The sequence below is a fragment of the Ruminiclostridium cellobioparum subsp. termitidis CT1112 genome (genome assembly GCF_000350485.1).
GTDB classification, from domain to species: domain Bacteria; phylum Bacillota; class Clostridia; order Acetivibrionales; family DSM-1351; genus Ruminiclostridium; species Ruminiclostridium termitidis.
This window is the reverse complement of record NZ_AORV01000002.1, coordinates 1-17,842: the sequence shown is the minus strand read 5'-3', so window position 1 is coordinate 17,842 and position 17,842 is coordinate 1. Positions and strand designations below refer to the sequence as shown.

Here is a 17,842-nt window from a genome sequence, read left to right as displayed (position 1 = left end):
TGTACCGTTTTTTAGTATGGGGTTTATTAGTGAGAGCTCCGTCTAAAGCAGGGGTAACCTCTTCCGAAGACGCATAAAAAATATGTAGTATGTGTTGTCTGCTGACTCATTTTCTTAAAAAATATATGTAACATTCTATAAATACACATAAAAGTGTGCAAATATGTTACTTTAAAATATCTTGAGATAATTAAATATATTCCTTGTTTAATTTGACAAATAGATTATTAAATTATATTATTATTAATAAGAAATTATTTGGGGAAAGGGCTGATTAATATTATTAAAGTACCGAAAATACTGGTTGTTGGAAGCCTCGCAATGGATATGGTGTATAGTACTTCAAAGGTTCCGGGCGAAGGTGAAACTGTAAAGAATGGTCTCTCCTTTGTATTGGCACCGGGAGGAAAAGGTGCTAATCAGGCGGTTCAATCTGCTAAGCTTGGTGTAAACGTTACCATGGTCGGCAAGGTTGGAAATGATATGTTTGGTGATCAACTTGTGAAAACGATTCAAGATGCAGGTATTGATTCTGACGGCATTTTGAGAGACGAGACCTGCCCGTCGGCTGTAAGCTGCATAATATTGGAGGTTATTCCCGGCAAAAAGAATCAGAACAGAATTTTAGTGGTGCCGGGTGCAAATATGAGCTTAACTGTTGAAGATATATATTTTTTAAAAGAAAAAATTTCAAATTTTGACCTTGTAATTTTACAGCTTGAAATTCCTCTGGAGGTCAACCGTAAAATTATTGAATTTGCTTATGCCAAGGGAATACCTGTTATGTTGAATTCAGCCCCGTATGAATCTTTGGACGATGATATTCTCTCCAAATTGACTTATATATCTCCAAATGAATATGAGGCATATGGTCTTACAGGAGTTAAATTTATATCGGAGGATGGTTCGGTTGATACCGAAAAGCTAATGCTGGCTGCACAGATTTTATTGAACAAAGGTGTTAAAAATGTAATTATTACCCTGGGAAGTAACGGAGCAGCCTTTATGAATAAGGATACTTTTATAGTCAGGCCCTGCGTGGATACTGTTGAAGTTATTGATCCCACTGCGGCAGGGGATTCCTTTACAGGGGCATTCTGCTCGGCTGTATGTATGGGTATGGATGCGGAGGAAGCCCTTGATTTTGCAAGTTATACTGCTGCCCTTACTGTTTCGCGAATGGGGGCCATTACATCTCTGCCAACCATGGAAGAAGTAAAAGGTCTGATAATGAAAGACAATTACAGCAGAATTTAAGGAGGTGATTTTGTGGGGGAATCATTGGATTCAATAATAAAAACCTTTATAAACATTACCCTTGAAGAGATTAATTCTTTAAAAAGTGAAATCAGTGTAAAAATGTATGAAAAGCCAATTAAACTGGTGATGGAGGCGGAAGAAAACGGAAATAGAGTGCACATAACCGGTATAGGAAAGCCTGGTCATGTTGCGGGATATATTGCTTCTTTGCTTTCTTCCACCGGAACGCCTGCTTATGAGCTGCATGGCACCGAAGCTGTTCATGGCTCGGCAGGGCAGGTAAAACCAGGGGATGTTGTCATAGCCATATCCAATAGCGGTGAAACGGCTGAACTGAAAGCGACGGTTACAACATTAAAGAACAATGGAGCTAAGATAATTGCAGTGACTGGAAAGAGAGAATCCTGGCTGGCAAAAAAAGGTGATGCTTATCTCTACGCGGGTGTCGAAAATGAAGGTGATCCGCTGAATAGAGCACCCCGGGCTTCCATACTTGCTGAGGTTTTTGTCCTGCAGATACTGAGTCTGTTGCTGCAATGCAAAAAGGGAATAACCTCCCAACAATATGTCAGGTGGCATCCGGGAGGAAGCCTTGGCAAGATGCGGTAACCTTTCCGGGATTTAATTAAGACGCTAATGATATTTGATAAGTTATCCCACCTACTTAGGGCCGGAGCAAGAATTTCTCATTATAATATCAGCATCAAACACAAATTTTTGAGGTACCCAGTCTTTTTGGTTTTTTATCCTGTTAATCAGAAGCTCGGCAGCTTTTATTCCCAGTTCAACAGGCCGTTGATTTATAACTGTCATGTCAGGGTTTAAAATAGGATGATATTTAAATACACCGAAAGCACAAACAGACATTTCATCAGGAATGCTTATGTTCATCTCATTTAATGCAGCCACTGCCCCCAATGCCATCAGATTGTTGACTGAAAAAATGGCTGTAGGCTTCAAAGGCTGCATTATCAGTCTCTTTGTCAATTCATAGCCCGATTCAAATTTATAGTTTCCATATAGTATATAATTTTCATCCACATCCATACCATTATGTTCATGGGCATTGATATAACCACGCAGTCTGTCGTTTATGAGTACGGGATTTTGTTGGCTGCACAGTATGGCTATTTTTTTATGGCCAAGTGAAATAAGATAATTTATCATCTGATATGACCCGGTAAAATTATCATTAATAACGGAATCTATTATTATATTGTCATCGGTGTTGCAGAAGTCCCTGTCCATTAATACGATAGGAAGCCCATTACCATGGATTTTAAGCAGTTTTTCATTCCTGCCGGCAGAAGCAATTATAATGCCGTCGACTCTTTTAGAGACCAGTACATCAAGAATCTTGTTCTCATTGTCAAGATTTTCGTCACTGCTTAAAATGATAGGTTGATAATTGTGTGCAATAACAATGTCGCTTATGGCTTTTACAGTATCCATAAAAGATACATTTGACAAATCTGGTATTACAATACCTATTGTTTTAGTTCTGGTTCTTTTAAGACTTTGAGCAACATTATTGGGGATGAAATCCAGTTCCTCAATAACATCACTGATTTTTTTCTGTATTTCTTTGCTGACATAACCGCTGCTATTTAAATACCGTGAAACTGTAGCTGTCGAAACACCTGCTTTGCTGGCAACATCTTTTATAGTAGGGTTTTTCATTCTTATATGCTCCTCGTTAATGTATGAATATTTTAAAAGTATATTTTACTTCATGGATTTGTATGAAACCCAATTGGCGATTATATTCTTTGAATATGTATACGGTTTCATAACTCATAAAAAGTATACTATATGCATAAAAACATATCAATAAAAAATAAGTATAAAAACCGAGGCACTATTTATACTGTTTTGAGTTAAAATGCATAAAGTGTAACAGTTTCATAACCATACTCAAAAAATGTGAAACTATTACACTTTTTAATGGTAGCTTACAAAGTAATCATACATATTGATCATAAATATTATATAAAAAATTTGCAAAAAGTATTGCGTTTATTAGTTATATATGCTAAATTATATACATAAATGTGAAAACGATTACACATGTCGGCATTAATCTTAACAACCGGAAGACTTTGTATAAATCGGGGAAATACGTATATGCAAATTACAGGGGAAAGTCTGCATATCTGATTAAGGGATATGAAACTATACGTCATATGAGTTGACGGTATGTAAATAGTTTCACAATGGTTGATAACTTAAGTCTTAATGGATTAAAAATATTCATTATTTTAATAAAAACATAAAACAAAATTGGAGGCTGGATTCATGAAAAAACTTTATGGAGTAATAACAGCAATGGTAACACCTTTTGACAAAAATCAAAAGGTTGACGCAAACGCAATCAGAAAGCATGTTGATTTTTTGATTAACGGTGGAGTGAACTGTCTTTATCCGCTGGGTACCACAGGTGAAATGGATCTTATGACTGTTGAGGAAAGAAAGCTGGTGGCCGAAACAGTTATAGCTCAAAACAATAAGAGGATTACCGCCTATATCCATGTAGGTGCTATGGCCCAAGCCGAAACTGTTGAACTTGCCAGACATGCATTTGATATAGGTGCTGATGGAATCGGAGTTGTAACTCCTGCATATTTTAAGGTTACCGACAGGGAATTGGAAGAATATTATGTTGCAGTTGCAAATAGCGTTCCTGCTGATTTCCCGGTTTATGCCTACAATATTCCTCAGCTGTCGGGCAATGATCTTAAACCTGAGGTTATCGAAAGAATAGTAAAGAGAGCACCAAATATAATAGGTATAAAATATAGCCTGCCGGATATGAACAGAACAGTACATTATGGAAGAATAAACAATGATAATTTTTCTGTCGTGCAGGGAGCCGATACTCTGATGTTTGCTTCACTTATGCTTGGTTGCGACGGAATAGTATCAGGCTGCTCCAGTGTATTCCCCGAAGCTTTTTCAAGAGTGTACAAAGCTTTTACGGAAGGACAGTACCAGGAGGCTTCCAGACTTCAGAAACTTGCAACATATGCTGCAGAGACAATCAAGTGCGGTTCAAATATGTCTTATTTCAAAGAAGGCTTGAAAATCAGAGGCATTGACATGGGTACCATGAGAAAGCCATTGCTGGATATCTCTCCGCAGGAGCTTGAATTATTCACAAAGGACTTCAAAAAATGTCTTGAGATCGTAAAATAGTCACTTCATTATCATATAAGGGAGAGATATCCATGTATAAGCTGTTTTTCGGAGGCTACAACTATTCCAAAAACTGTCCCGAGTCAAAAGCATATCTTGAACAGAAGGGATTTGAGATAATTGAGAATTCTTTTCAGAGACCATATACCCGGGATGAGCTTTTAGAAATAGTAGAAGATCTGGATGCTGTCATAACGGGGATGGACGAATGGAATGAGGAGCTTTTCAAAAGAGGCAGAAAAATAAAATCTATTGCAAAGTTCGGAATCGGTGTAGATAACATTGATTTGATAAAGGCGAAGGAATACGGAATAAAGGTCAGCAATGCGCCTGCCTCAACAAATGCTGTGGCTGAACTGGTAATAGGGTTAATTGTTAATCTGAAAAGGAATATTGTTACAGGGGACAGGATATGTAAAACAGGTAAATGGGACAGAATAGTCGGCAGTGAAATATCCGGAAAGAATATAGGACTGATTGGTTTTGGAAAAATCCCCAGGCTTGTAGCCAGGAAGCTGTATGGCTTTGATGCCAAGATTTTTGCATTTGATAAATATCCCGATTATGAATGGGCAGAAAAATATAATGTTCAAATAACCGGCTTTAACGAACTGATTGAAAAATGTGATATTATAAGTCTTCATTTGCCCAAGATGGAAGAGACCAATCACATAATAAATGCCGGAACGATTTCTAAAATGAAGGATGGAGCGTTTTTTATAAATACCAGCCGAGGTTCGCTGGTAGATGAGGATGCATTGTATGAAGCCTTGATAAATCAAAAACTCGCAGGCGCCGCATCAGATGTATTTGAGACAGAACCTCCTTTATCTAATAATAAACTGTTCACATTGGACAATTTCATCTGTACTCCCCACTGGGGAAGCGATACCCTTGAAACCATAAAAATGGTAGGTGAAATTACGGCCAAAGCTACCGTAGATGTTGTCTGCAACGGTAGGGATCCTGAAAATTATGTAAACAAATAAACACAAAATTTCTAATTAAATTATTTAGCTGACTGTTTCAAAACCCGGTTTGAAAAAGGAGGTATTCAATTGAAAAAGATAATAAATTCACCTGAAAATTTTGTAAATGAAATGCTGGAAGGGATTTATTCGGCTCATCCGGATATGGTTAAGCCTGTTGCTGAAGACGTCAGATGCTTTGTTTCTGCAAAAAAAATTAATGGCAAGGTAGGTATAGCCACTGGAGGAGGTTCGGGTCATCTCCCTCTGTTTCTGGGATATGTCGGAGAGGGAATGTTGGATGGATGTGCCATAGGAGATGTATTTCAATCTCCAAGTCCGGAGCAAATCCTGGAGGTTACAAGGGCGATCAGTTCGGGAGCCGGTGTTCTGTATATTTACGGCAATTACAATGGAGATATATTTAATTTTGATATGGCTGCCGAAATGGCTGATTTTGAAGACGGTATAAAAGTTGAAACCGTAGTGGCCGGAGAGGATGTTGCTTCAGCCGGACCTTCGGCACCGGGACAGAAGAATACGCGCAGAGGTGTGGCCGGCATATTTTTCGTATATAAATGTGCCGGAGCGGCGGCAGCTGAAATGCTGAATCTTGCGGAAGTAAAGCGTATTGCCGAAAAAGCGTGTGAGAATGTCAGAACAATGGGAGTAGCACTATCCCCGTGTACTGTTCCGAGGGTTGGCCGGCCAAGCTTTGAACTGGGTGAAGATGAAATGGAAATAGGGATGGGGATACATGGAGAGCCTGGAATCCGCAGGGGTAAACTTGCTTCAGCTGATGCAATAGTTGATGAAATGCTTAAACCGATTATAGATGATATACCCTATGCTGCCGGGGACGAAGTGGCGGTATTGATAAACGGTTTGGGTGCAACGCCTCTTGAGGAGCAATATATTATGTACAGACGGGTTTCCCAGATACTTAAGGAAAAGGATATTTCCGTATACAGGGCTTTTGTGGGTGAATATGCCACAGCAATGGAAATGTCCGGAGCTTCAATAACCCTGTTCAAGCTGGATGATGAGCTTAAAAGACTTTTGGCTGCTCCTGCAAATACACCGTTTTTCAAGCAAATGCAATTATAAAATAATTTAACCTGCTTTATAGCTGTGCTTAAAGTTTTAGGAGGAATTATGATCAGATTCAATAAGATTAAAAAGCTTTTTGAACAATGGAGCATAATAATGCTGAGCAATAAGAAATACCTGATAGAAATCGATAGTGTTGCCGGAGACGGTGATCTGGGTTTGACCATGAGTGATGGCTTTAAGGCAGCTTATCTTGCTGTCGCGGATTCAGAAGAAACGGATATCGGTAAAATATTTTACAAGGCAGGAAAGAAAATGTCCTCGGCTGTTCCTTCCACAATGGGTACATTGATGGCTTCGGGGTTGATGCAGGCAGGAATGGCATTAAAGGGTAAAGATGTATTGTCACTTGGAGATATTGTACAACTTTTTGAAGCATACAAGCAGGGTGTGGAATTTCGAGGCAAGGCAAAAGCCGGGGAAAAAACATTTCTTGACGGAATAGCCCCTGCAGTAGATTCTCTCAAAGAGGATCTGGCAAAGGGTGAAACAATATTAGTGGCTGCACGGAATGCATTAAAAGCATCTGAAAAAGGCAGCGAGATGACAAAAACTATGCTTGCTGTTCATGGCAGAGCGGCAACCAGAGGAGAGAACTCAAGGGAACTGCTGGATGCAGGCTCCGTAGTAGCTGTTCTTTTGATGCAAGGCTTTCTTGAATTTGTAAGGTTAATAGAAAGCGGACATAGCTGCTGAATCAGATCTACGCTTTATTGAATGGAATTTCATGCAAAATGTAGCATACATGTGTATGTATACATAAAAAGAAGGCAAGATATCTTTAAAAGGGTACTTAGGCATACTAAAAGTAAAAAATGATGCCTGAAATATCTTTGAAAAATATATGCCTTCTCAAAGAAAAAATTAGAGGAGGAATTCATTTATGAGATCTACAAAAAGATTAATCTGCATGTTACTGTTATTTACAATGCTCGTTTCACTATTTACTGCCTGCGGCAGTGAAAAACCTGCTGCCGATTCAACAACTGCAAACTCTTCCGCAGCGGCAAACAGCAGTAGTACGGCAAAGCCTTTTGATGACACAAAGATTAACTTTATTGGTTTTGGTGCAATGTGGACAAATGAGATCGTAGCCAATCTTGATAAGTTTAAAGAAGAGACAGGGATTACGGTTAACTTCCAGCAGCTTGCCAATGACCAGTTGAGCAACAAGATTGCAGTTAGTTCAGCGGCAGGCGGAAGTGATCTTGACGTTATTGCGTTCAGGCCATTGCAGGAAACGTTGTTGTTCACAAACAACGGGTGGGTAGAGCCCTTGGATGAATATATTTCCAAATCTCCTGATTTTGATATAAATGATTTTTTTGAATCGGGAAAGGACATATGTGCAATTGACGGCAAAATGTACGGCATACCACTGATGACAGAAAGAGAAATTGTATATTACAACAAGGAATTATTTGCTCAGGCGGGTATAACAAGTGTTCCGAAAACAATGGACGAACTGATGGAAGCGGCAAAGAAACTGAATAATCCTGAAAAGGGTATAGCCGGTATAGCTATCAGAGGTAAAGGCTCAGATGCCGTAACTCAATTTTCCGGCTTCCTGCGTGCCTTTGGCGGGGACTTTATTGTTGACGGGAAGGCTGCAATAAATACTCCCGAAGCAATTAAGGCTTTCCAGTTCTACGGAGATCTGCTGAAGAATTACGGTCCTGCCGGTGTAGCCAATATGGGCTGGACTGAAACTCAATCCCTGTTTACACAGGGCAAGGCAGCCATGAGAATTGATGCCGACAGCCAATATGGATTTGCACTGGATCCAAAAAGTTCTCTTATATCTGATAAGGTGGGATATTTTGTATTGCCGGAAGGACCGGCAGGAGCAAAACCGTTTAATATAGTTGCATGGGCATTGGGAATAAGCAGCGGTTCAAAAAATAAGGATGCATCATGGGAATTCATAAAGTGGTCATTGGGCAAGGAAATGGATGTCAAGACAGCTCTTGCCGGAAATCCAAGCACACGTAACTCAACCTGGACCAATAAAGAGGCAAATAAGAACTTCCCGGCTGATCTTGTTGAAGTCATAAATCAGACTAACCCAATCGGTGTCGGTACAGACAGGCCGTTTATGATTAACGTAGGAGAAGCAAGAACGGTAATAGGAAATGTTATAACCGGAGCCATATTGGGCAAGGATGTGACGGCCATGGCCAACAAAGCCAATGAAGATTTTCAGAAATTGCTTGATAAGGAAGCAAAAAAATAAATTCATAAAATTAATTATATAAACAATGGGGTAGTAACTGCAAGAATATTATCAGCTACTACCCCAAAATTTCAATGACAGGAGGGTGATATAATGATTTTGAAATGGGTTGATAAAAATCTTAAATACATTTTTACGCTTCCGACAATAATATTTGTTTTAGCTATGATACTTTTTCCGCTGGGATATACTCTGGTCCTGAGCTTTTTTGAATGGGGCATGTCTAATAGTGTACCTATGAAGTTTATTGGTCTGGAAAATTACACGAGTTTATTTACTGATGACAGATTTCTGCCTGCAGTTGGAAGAACCTTCTATTTCTCGGCTGTAGCTCTGTTTTTTGAAGTGTTGCTGGGAGTTTCAATAGCTTTGTTTCTGAACAGGGAAATGGCTGGAAAAAATATTGTGAAAACTGCCTTTCTGCTGCCAATGGTAGCCACTCCTGTTGCTGTAGGTCTTGTGTGGACACTTATATACGAACCTACGATAGGAATTGCCAATGTTATAGTCAAAGCTGTGGGACTAAAACCGCTTGTCTGGCTCGGCTCACCCGATACAGCCCTGGCGTCGCTGATGTTGGTGGATATATGGCAGTGGACTCCTATGGTAATGCTGGTGGTGCTGGCGGGTATATCTTCGCTGTCGACGGAACCCTTTGAATCAGCCATGGTAGATGGAGCAACAAAATGGCAAACCTTATGGAAGGTAACTCTTCCGCTTTTAAGGCCAACTATTTTTACGGCAATACTTTTAAGACTTATAGATGTCCTGAAAACTTTTGACATCATATATGCAACAACGCAGGGAGGACCGGGCTTCGCAACCGAAACAATGAACATTTTATCCTTCAGGCATGCATTTGAATATTTTCAATTTGGTAAAGCCTCTGCGACACTGGTTATATTCTTTGTGATTGTATTATCTATTGCTGCCATTTTTATTAAGGTTAAAAATAAAGTGGAGGTGGATTACTGATGGCTAAAACAGCTAAATCCAATAAGATAACCGGCAATATTATTTTTTATTTGCTTTTGGTTATAATACTGATCTGTGCCACTTTTCCTTTTATATGGATGGTTCTGGCATCTTTTAAAAGCATGGTGGATTTGCTTAATGTTGATAAAATGTTTATATTCAAGCCAACATTCCAGCCGTATTTGGATGTGTTCTCCAAATATGATTTTTTAAGGCCCATTTTTAACAGCTTGCTGGTAGGGGTTGTATCTACAGTGCTGTCATTAATATTCGGCTTACCCACATCATATTCAATTGCAAGAGAAAAGCAGACAATTTTCTCGGGAATTATACTGGTTATCAGAATCATACCTGCAATTTCATTCCTGGTACCCTGGTATATTATATTCAACAAGCTGGGGCTGACAGGAACATATACAGCTCTGATACTTGCACACTTATTGGTATCCCTGCCTCTGATTATATGGATAATGATTCCGTATTATGAACAGCTGCCAAAGGAGCTGGAGCAGGCTGCATGGGTTGACGGATGTTCAAGAGTCGGGACCTTTTTCAAAATAATGCTTCCGCTTTCCACGCCTGGTATATTGACGTCTTCAATACTGGCATTTATTTTCTCGTGGAATAACTTCATATTTGCATTGGTTCTTGGAACAAATGACACTAAAACACTGCCTACCGCAGTATTTAACTTTGTATCATATACCGAGATAAACTGGTCAAGCTTGATGGCAGCCGCCGTATTGATCACTCTTCCTATTTTGATAATTTCGCTGGCTTTGCAGAGGTATGTAATCGCAGGATTAACTGCAGGAGCAGTTAAAGGCTAGGTCCTTTGGCAGGTCACATTGGAAGATTTTAAAGAAATTTTTTGATGCCGGAGGGAAAATATGAGAGCAGCGGTATTTATGGAACCGTACAAGTTTAGCATAGTCCAAATGGATAAGCCTGTTCCGCAAAAGGGGGAAGTATTGATCAGGATAATGGCTGCAGGCATCTGTGGTTCCGATATTGGCCCATTCACGGGAAAAGATATTGAAAGACGCCGTCCCGGAATTATAATGGGGCACGAGGCTGCGGGAATGGTTGAGATGGCCGGAGAAGGAGTTAACGGATGGAGACCTGGTGACAGAGTGGCAATAAATCCGCAAATATACTGCAATACCTGTATCTATTGCAGAACAGGAAAATATAATCTTTGTAACAATATGCAGCTTATCGGATCTTCTAAAAGAAAGTTTCTGCATGGAGCTATGTGTGAATATATCTGCATTTCTGAAAAGCAGCTGGTGAGACTTCCTGATAATGTCAGTTACGAGAAAGGAGCGTTACTGGATCCGGTTGGGAATGCCATAAGAGTTATCCGCAGAGGCCATGTTGGGATAGGTGACAAGGTTGTCGTTCTCGGCTGCGGTACTATAGGACTTCTAATTTTACAGACAGCGGGCATAGCAGGGGCCGATAAGATTATAGCAGTCAGCCGTTCAGGTATAAAAAGTGCTCTGGCATTGGAAGCAGGTGCCAGTCATTTTGTTGATTCAAGTAATAAGGAAAAAGCATTAAATGAGATAAATGAATACACACATGGTAAAGGAGCCGATGTTGTAATAGATGCTGCCGGATTTACCGATACCTATGATTTTGCGGTGAGCTGCTGCAAAAAAGGCGGGAGAGTTGTAGCTCTTGGGTATAATGGTACTCAATTGAATTTCCCGTTGGCAAATCTGATTTTTAAAGAGATTCAATTGATCGGATCAACGGGTTTTGCCGAAGAAAGTTCCCTGGCGCTTGAATACTTATCAAATGGAAGAGTTAAGTTGGATAAAATCATTAGTAAAAGATTTCCTTTGGAAAAAACTCAAAATGCCTTTGAGGCTGTTAATGGAGGCAATGAAATAAAGGTTATCATTAAGCCTGATGAATAGTGTATTTTGTTTAGATAAATTGAAAAGAGGTAGCTATGGAAAATAATATTAAATTGCGAAGCAGTGAAGTTCTGAAGCGTCCATTATGGTCACATGTCAGGGCTCTTTATAAAGCTATGGGATATAGTGATTATGATCTTGAAAATCCTCTGATTGGAATTGCAAATTCATGGAACCGTGCAACTCCCGGGCACTATAATCTGAATACTGTTTCTGAATATGTCAAACAGGGCATCCTTCAGTCGGGCGGAACACCCGTTGAGTTTGGAATTATAGGCCCATGCGACGGAATGGGAGTCGGGAATGACGGAATGCATTATTGTCTGCCTGCCAGAGACATCATTGCAAATGAAATTGAAATAATGGTTCGGGTAAACCGGCTGGATGCGGTTGTATTGCTGGGCTCCTGTGATAAAATTGTCCCGGGCCTGCTGATGGCGGCGGCACGGCTGGATATACCCGCAATTATTGTTTTGGGAGGACCATCGCTGGGCGGTATGGAGTTTGACGGCAGGTCGGCAGATAATTCCAGCATATCGGAGGCACTTGGGATGCTGCAAAAAAATTTGATTACGCAGGAGATGTTTGACAAACTTGAGGATAATTCCATGCAAACCTGCGGTTCGTGTTCATTTTTGGGGACGGCAAATACCATGGGGGCGTTTACAGAAGCTGTTGGTATGTGCCTTCCGGGAACCTCTTCCATCCCGGCCGTATTTTCAGAGAGGCTCAGAGCAGCCCAGGAATCCGGACGGACAATTGTCAGGATGGTTCGGGAAAATATTACGGCAAGGAAAATAATCAATATGAAGGGGTTAACAAATGCAATAAAGCTTGGAATGGCCATTGGAGGGTCTACCAATCTTGCACTTCATATTCCTGCAATAGCCTATGAGGCGGAATGTGATATATCAATGGAAACAATCGATAAAATATCAAGAAACACACCGCATCTTGCCCGGATATACCCGGCAGGACCTGAAAACGTACCTGATTTTTACAACTCCGGGGGTGTTCCCGCCGTGATGAAGCATTTATCACCGCTGATTGATCCGGAGGCAATGACATGTACAGGAAGTACCTGGGGAGAGATCCTGGACAATATTCCTGAGATAGAAAACGATATCATACATTCCAGGTCCAACCCGTGGCATCCATGGGGAAGTCTTGCGGTTTTAAAAGGAAATCTGGCTCCTGCAGGTGCGGTAACCAAGCCGACCGCTATTCATAAGAGCATGCAGGTCTTTAAAGGAAAGGCCATATGTTTTAACTCTGAAGAAGAGGCAACGGAGGCTATATCAGCCAAAAAGATCATGCCGGGCATGGTTGTGGTTATACGGTATGAAGGACCAAAGGGCGGTCCCGGTATGCGGGAGATGGTAAGAGTGATGAAAATGCTGTATGGCCAAAATCTTGCCATGTCAACAGCGGTAATCACGGATGGACGCTTTTCGGGTACAAACAATGGATGTTTCGTAGGACATATATCTCCTGAGGCCATGGAAGGTGGTCCCATCGCAGCTGTGCGTGACGGAGACGACATTTGTATAGATATACCGAATGGAAATATAATGCTGGATGTATCGCAAGAGGAGATTGAATACAGGTTATCTACCGTAAAAAAGCCTGATAAAAAAATTCCGGCAGGATATCTGAATGTTTATGCAAGACTTGCAGAATCTGCGGACAAAGGCGCTATTATAAAAAACAGAGAATAATGGGGGTTGATACCATGAAGAAAAAAGTACTTGTGACTGCTACAAATTATTCCAGGCTTTGTGCAGGGGCAAAAGCGCTTCTTGAAAAAGAAGGTTTTGAAGTTATTGAAAATACCTTTGGAAGGCCAATGACTTTTGAGGAGCTTAAAGATAAAGTCGGAGATGTTTACGGGGTTGTTGCCGGAGTAGATACCTGGAATGAAGATGTTTTTAAGCTGGCCCCAAACTTGAAAGTAATTGGACGCTTTGGTATCGGAGTTGACAACATTGACCTGGAAGCAGCAAAAAAATATGGCATAAAGGTAATGAATGCAAGGGCCATTAACAGCGATTCAGTTGCCGAGTGTACGGTAGGATTGATCCTGGCTGTGCTGAGAAACCTTGTCAACCTGGATAAATCAACCCGTGCAGGCAAATGGGAAAGGTATGTTGGCTACACTATAAGAGGGAAAAAAATAGGTCTGGTAGGTTTTGGAGCCATTGCTCAGTATACTGCCAAGATCCTTGGTGCATTTGAAACTGAAATTTTTGCATATGATGTATACCCGAATCATGCAGCAGCTAAAAAATTGGGTGTTACCATGACTGATCTGGATACAATTATAAAGCAGAGCGATATTATTACTTTACATGTTCCCTGCACACCCGAAACCACCAAACTCTTTAGTAAAAAGGAATTTGAGATGATGAAGGCTTCGGCGGTTATTATAAATGTAGCAAGGGGACCGGTGATTGATGAAAATGCTTTGTATGATGCACTGAAGACACACAAAATTGCCGGAGCCGGTATAGATGTTTATGAAGTTGAGCCTGCAGCAGCGGCCAACCCTCTATTTGAACTTGATAATGTAGTATGTCTTCCCCACAGTGCGGCTGAGACCTATGAAACATATGAAGCGGTTGGAATGGCAACAGCCCAGGCTATATTGGATGTTATGAACGGGAGAGACCCCATTAACTGGCTTAATAAGTAACTCTAAATAGACTGCCTTGCAAAAGTATAATTTTTTAATCTATTTTTTACCAAACCCGGGTTACTAACTTTTCAAAAAGATAGTGACCCGGGTTTGGAACCATTAAGTGGCTGAAAAACATGGATTTTTATTCTAAAAAATACTCTTCAGATCTACTTTTAAACCTTCAAATATATATGATGAAACAGTTTCGTTATTTTTATAGGTTGTGTTTTTAAGAACGTCGTTATTTTCAAAGAGGAAAAGCGTTACTTCCCTGTTGAAAGGGTTTACAATCCAGTATTCCTTTACGCCTGTGGACATGTACAAATCCAGTTTTTTTACGGCATCCTTTCCCCTGCTGCTTTCGGATAAAATCTCCACAAGAAGAGAGGGAACACCCATGTAACTGTCCTTTTCATTCAGCTTGTCCTCCAGATCACATATAACCATGAGATCAGGCTGAACTATATTTATATTTTCAGCATTTCTCTTAAGGGTTATATCGTAGGGGGCCAGCAGGGGTCTGCATTTTTTGCCGCTGAACCAATTGTAAAAATTTCCGAATAACTCTCCCAGAACCTGTTGATGAGTTGTTTTGGGTGTAGCCAGAAAATATATGACACCGTCAATGTACTCATACCGGTCCTCGCCGTGCTCCGACAGCTGCAGAAACTCTTCGAAGGTGGCTTCCCGGGGAAACAGGGAATAAGCTTCTGCTTTCTCCTTTACAGTCTCATTTGTGAGGGCGGGGTCAGCGGCATATTCTTCGGTATAGACAGTCAGTTTGGCAATCTTTCTGCCGTTGCTGGTGATGATGACATCCTCTCTTTCCACTGCTCTCAGGTATTTTCCCAGATTGTTTTTAAGATCCGTAGCGTTGACAATCATAAAGTCAATCCTCCCATAAAAAACATTAGCTAAAATAATCAATAAAAGGCAATTTATAAATAGCTAAATTAGCTAATTATATTATACTGGATTTTAATGGCAATGTCAATCGGTTTTTCGGATAGGTGTCGGTTCTGACGACAATTTCTTGCTTGTGCATTTACATTCAGCCCTTTAATGTGCTATATTAATGAATAACCAAACAATAAAATTCCCATGTGTGAAAAATATAACAATAATGTTTAAGAAATAGTTTTAAAATAAAATTAATTAATTAATTGAGAAGGAGCATGTTTTATGGCAAAAATTATTATGAAAACTCCACTGGTTGAAATGGATGGAGATGAAATGACCAGAGTGATCTGGAAAATGATAAAGGATATATTATTGCTGCCTTATATCGATCTTAAGACCGAATACTATGATTTGGGGCTGGAATACAGAGAAAAGACAGGTGACAGGGTAACCATAGATTCCGCAATTGCAACCAAGAAATACGGAGTTGCGGTTAAATGCGCCACTATTACTCCAAATGCCGAAAGAGTCAGAGAATATGACCTCACCGAAATGTGGAAAAGTCCCAATGGAACAATAAGGGCTGTCCTGGACGGGACCGTATTCCGCGCTCCAATTCTCCTGAGCAGCATAAAGCCGTTTGTCAAGACCTGGGTTAAGCCCATAACCATTGCAAGGCATGCATACGGCGACGTATACAGAGATGTGGAATACCGCGTGCCCGGTGCTGGAAAGGCCGAACTGGTATTTACAAATGAAAACGGTGAAGTGACCCGTCAGACCATACATGATTTTGACGGAGCCGGAGTCATCCTGGGAATGCACAACATTGACAAATCAATCGAAAGTTTTGCCAGATCCTGCTTCAATTATGCGCTGGATCAGAAACAGGATATCTGGTTTGCCACCAAGGATACCATTTCAAAGAAATATGACCATACCTTTAAAGATATCTTCCAGGAGATATACGAAAAGGAATATGACGAAAAGTTTAAAGCTGCCGGAATAGAATACTTCTATACATTGATTGATGATGCGGTTGCCCGCGTGGTCAGATCGGAAGGCGGATTTATATGGGCATGTAAAAATTATGACGGAGACGTTATGTCGGATATGGTGGCAACCGCCTTCGGAAGCCTTGCCATGATGACTTCAATACTGGTTTCCCCCGAGGGCTATTATGAATATGAGGCGGCGCACGGAACGGTGCAGCGTCATTACTACCAGCATCTAAGGGGAGAGGAAACCTCCACCAACTCAATGGCGACATTGTTTGCCTGGACCGGCGCTCTCCGCAAAAGAGGGGAACTTGACGGCATAGCCGAACTTGTCGAGTTTGCTGACAAAATGGACAGAGCCTCCATACTGACAATCGAAAACGGAATAATGACAAAAGACCTTGCAGCCCTTTCGAATTTAAGAGAAATCAAAACTGTTAACACAGAAGATTTCCTGAAGGAAGTTAAAAAGACTTTTGATGCCATGTAATAGTGCTTGAATGCATTAAATGAATCAAATAGATTGCGTTAAATGAAAAGTAAATAATTTGACAGTAACAAAACAGACACAGGTAAAAAAATCAGATATTTTTATTTTACCTGTGTCTGTTTTATTATTTTGCAGTCGTGATTTGTTTATTGTTGTTTTATTTATGTTTAAATATGTGATAAAATGATTTTTATAATTTGGCTTCTTGCAATTATTTTTAATTTATAAAATAATTTATTGAATCAGCAAAATGTAAATCAGGAGGAATTTTATGAGTAATATTACAAAACCAAACGGCTATAAATCCGGCCTTGATATCCGCATGACAGAAATCGCCATCAAGCAGATCAAGGATTTTTTTGAAGATGAACTTGCCAGGGAATTGAAGCTCACAAGAGTTTCGGCACCATTATTCGTGAAACCCGAAACCGGGTTGAACGATAATCTGAACGGAGTTGAAAGGCCTGTTGCTTTTGATGTAAAGGGTATAGACGGAGATCGGGTTGAAGTCGTCCACTCCCTGGCAAAGTGGAAGAGAATGGCGCTTAAGCGTTACGGCTTCTCGTCGGGTGAGGGTTTATACACCGATATGAATGCCATAAGAAGGGATGAAGATCTGGATAACCTGCATTCTGTCTATGTAGACCAGTGGGACTGGGAAAAAATAATAGATAAGAGCCAGCGCACCGAGGAAACCTTGAAGAGTATAGTCAGACAAATTTATTCGGTATTCAAAAGGACCGAGGACTATATAACAGGGATATATCCTTCACTTAAGCGCTTTCTGCCCCAGGATATCTTCTTTGTTACGACACAGGAGCTTGAAGATATGTATCCTGGCCTGACACCCAAAGAAAGGGAGAGGGAGCTTGCCAAAGAGAAGAGGGCTGTATTTATAATGAAAATAGGCGATACTCTTAAATCGGGAACCAAACATGACGGAAGGGCACCGGACTATGATGACTGGGCATTGAACGGAGACATTGTATTTTATTATCCTGTGCTGGATATTGCATATGAGGTGTCATCCATGGGCATAAGGGTTGATGAGGATTCCCTGGCGGCCCAATTGAAGAAGGCCGGCTGCGAAGACAGGAAGAGCCTTCCGTTCCAC

Annotated in this window: 16 protein-coding genes; 14 read left to right on the top strand and 2 right to left on the bottom strand. The window is 40.5% G+C overall.

What is annotated here, in order from left to right; all coding sequences use genetic code 11:
• The first annotated feature begins 282 nt into the window (after positions 1-282).
• On the top strand, positions 283-1,257 hold the full coding sequence (locus tag CTER_RS00170; RefSeq protein WP_117387102.1) for a ribokinase: 975 nt from the start codon (positions 283-285) through the stop codon (positions 1,255-1,257).
• Between the two features lie 69 nt (positions 1,258-1,326).
• Positions 1,327-1,869 (top strand): SIS domain-containing protein, encoded by a 543-nt coding sequence (locus tag CTER_RS00165; RefSeq protein WP_278245886.1) that lies wholly within the window; start codon positions 1,327-1,329, stop codon positions 1,867-1,869.
• Positions 1,870-1,920: 51 nt separating this feature from the next.
• Here the strand turns inward: CTER_RS00165 and CTER_RS00160 are convergent, their stop codons facing one another.
• On the bottom strand, positions 1,921-2,940 hold the full coding sequence (locus tag CTER_RS00160; RefSeq protein WP_004622736.1) for a LacI family DNA-binding transcriptional regulator: 1,020 nt from the start codon (positions 2,938-2,940) through the stop codon (positions 1,921-1,923).
• Between the two features lie 615 nt (positions 2,941-3,555).
• Between CTER_RS00160 and CTER_RS00155 the strand changes: the two genes are divergently transcribed.
• From CTER_RS00155 to CTER_RS00110, 10 genes are all read left to right on the top strand, one after another.
• Positions 3,556-4,452 (top strand): dihydrodipicolinate synthase family protein, encoded by an 897-nt coding sequence (locus CTER_RS00155; protein ID WP_004622752.1) that lies wholly within the window; start codon positions 3,556-3,558, stop codon positions 4,450-4,452.
• A 32-nt stretch (positions 4,453-4,484) separates the two neighbouring features.
• Positions 4,485-5,441 carry a phosphoglycerate dehydrogenase gene (locus CTER_RS00150; protein ID WP_004622788.1) on the top strand — a complete coding sequence of 319 codons (957 nt, stop codon included), beginning with the start codon at positions 4,485-4,487 and terminating at the stop codon, positions 5,439-5,441.
• 69 nt (positions 5,442-5,510) lie between these two features.
• Positions 5,511-6,527: a dihydroxyacetone kinase subunit DhaK gene (locus CTER_RS00145; RefSeq protein WP_004622759.1), complete on the top strand. Its 1,017-nt coding sequence runs from the start codon at positions 5,511-5,513 to the stop codon at positions 6,525-6,527.
• 48 nt (positions 6,528-6,575) lie between these two features.
• Positions 6,576-7,226 carry a dihydroxyacetone kinase family protein gene (locus CTER_RS00140; RefSeq protein WP_004622794.1) on the top strand — a complete coding sequence of 217 codons (651 nt, stop codon included), beginning with the start codon at positions 6,576-6,578 and terminating at the stop codon, positions 7,224-7,226.
• Between the two features lie 187 nt (positions 7,227-7,413).
• A complete protein-coding gene (locus CTER_RS00135; RefSeq protein ID WP_004622747.1) occupies positions 7,414-8,763 on the top strand; it encodes an ABC transporter substrate-binding protein in 1,350 nt (449 codons plus the stop codon).
• Positions 8,764-8,856: 93 nt separating this feature from the next.
• Positions 8,857-9,738, top strand: a complete 882-nt coding sequence (locus CTER_RS00130) for a carbohydrate ABC transporter permease (protein WP_004622741.1) — start codon at positions 8,857-8,859, stop codon at positions 9,736-9,738.
• Positions 9,738-10,568: a carbohydrate ABC transporter permease gene (locus CTER_RS00125; protein WP_004622792.1), complete on the top strand. Its 831-nt coding sequence runs from the start codon at positions 9,738-9,740 to the stop codon at positions 10,566-10,568. Before CTER_RS00130 ends, CTER_RS00125 begins: the two co-directional genes overlap by 1 nt.
• 60 nt (positions 10,569-10,628) lie before the next feature.
• Entirely contained in the window at positions 10,629-11,663 is a 1,035-nt protein-coding gene (locus CTER_RS00120) for a zinc-dependent alcohol dehydrogenase (protein WP_004622807.1), read from the top strand.
• Between the two features lie 35 nt (positions 11,664-11,698).
• Positions 11,699-13,381, top strand: a complete 1,683-nt coding sequence (gene ilvD / locus CTER_RS00115; RefSeq protein WP_004622820.1) for a dihydroxy-acid dehydratase — start codon at positions 11,699-11,701, stop codon at positions 13,379-13,381.
• 14 nt (positions 13,382-13,395) lie between these two features.
• A complete protein-coding gene (locus tag CTER_RS00110) occupies positions 13,396-14,355 on the top strand; it encodes a phosphoglycerate dehydrogenase (protein ID WP_004622816.1) in 960 nt (319 codons plus the stop codon).
• Positions 14,356-14,487: 132 nt separating this feature from the next.
• Here the strand turns inward: CTER_RS00110 and CTER_RS00105 are convergent, their stop codons facing one another.
• Positions 14,488-15,225: a type II toxin-antitoxin system prevent-host-death family antitoxin gene (locus CTER_RS00105; RefSeq protein WP_004622738.1), complete on the bottom strand. Its 738-nt coding sequence runs from the start codon at positions 15,223-15,225 to the stop codon at positions 14,488-14,490.
• 297 nt (positions 15,226-15,522) lie between these two features.
• Between CTER_RS00105 and CTER_RS00100 the strand changes: the two genes are divergently transcribed.
• Positions 15,523-16,728, top strand: coding sequence for an NADP-dependent isocitrate dehydrogenase (locus CTER_RS00100; protein ID WP_004622750.1), 1,206 nt, complete (start codon positions 15,523-15,525; stop codon positions 16,726-16,728).
• A 271-nt stretch (positions 16,729-16,999) separates the two neighbouring features.
• Positions 17,000-17,842 (top strand): aspartate--ammonia ligase (locus tag CTER_RS00095; RefSeq protein WP_004622776.1); only part of this gene is annotated, 843 nt, incomplete at its 3' end.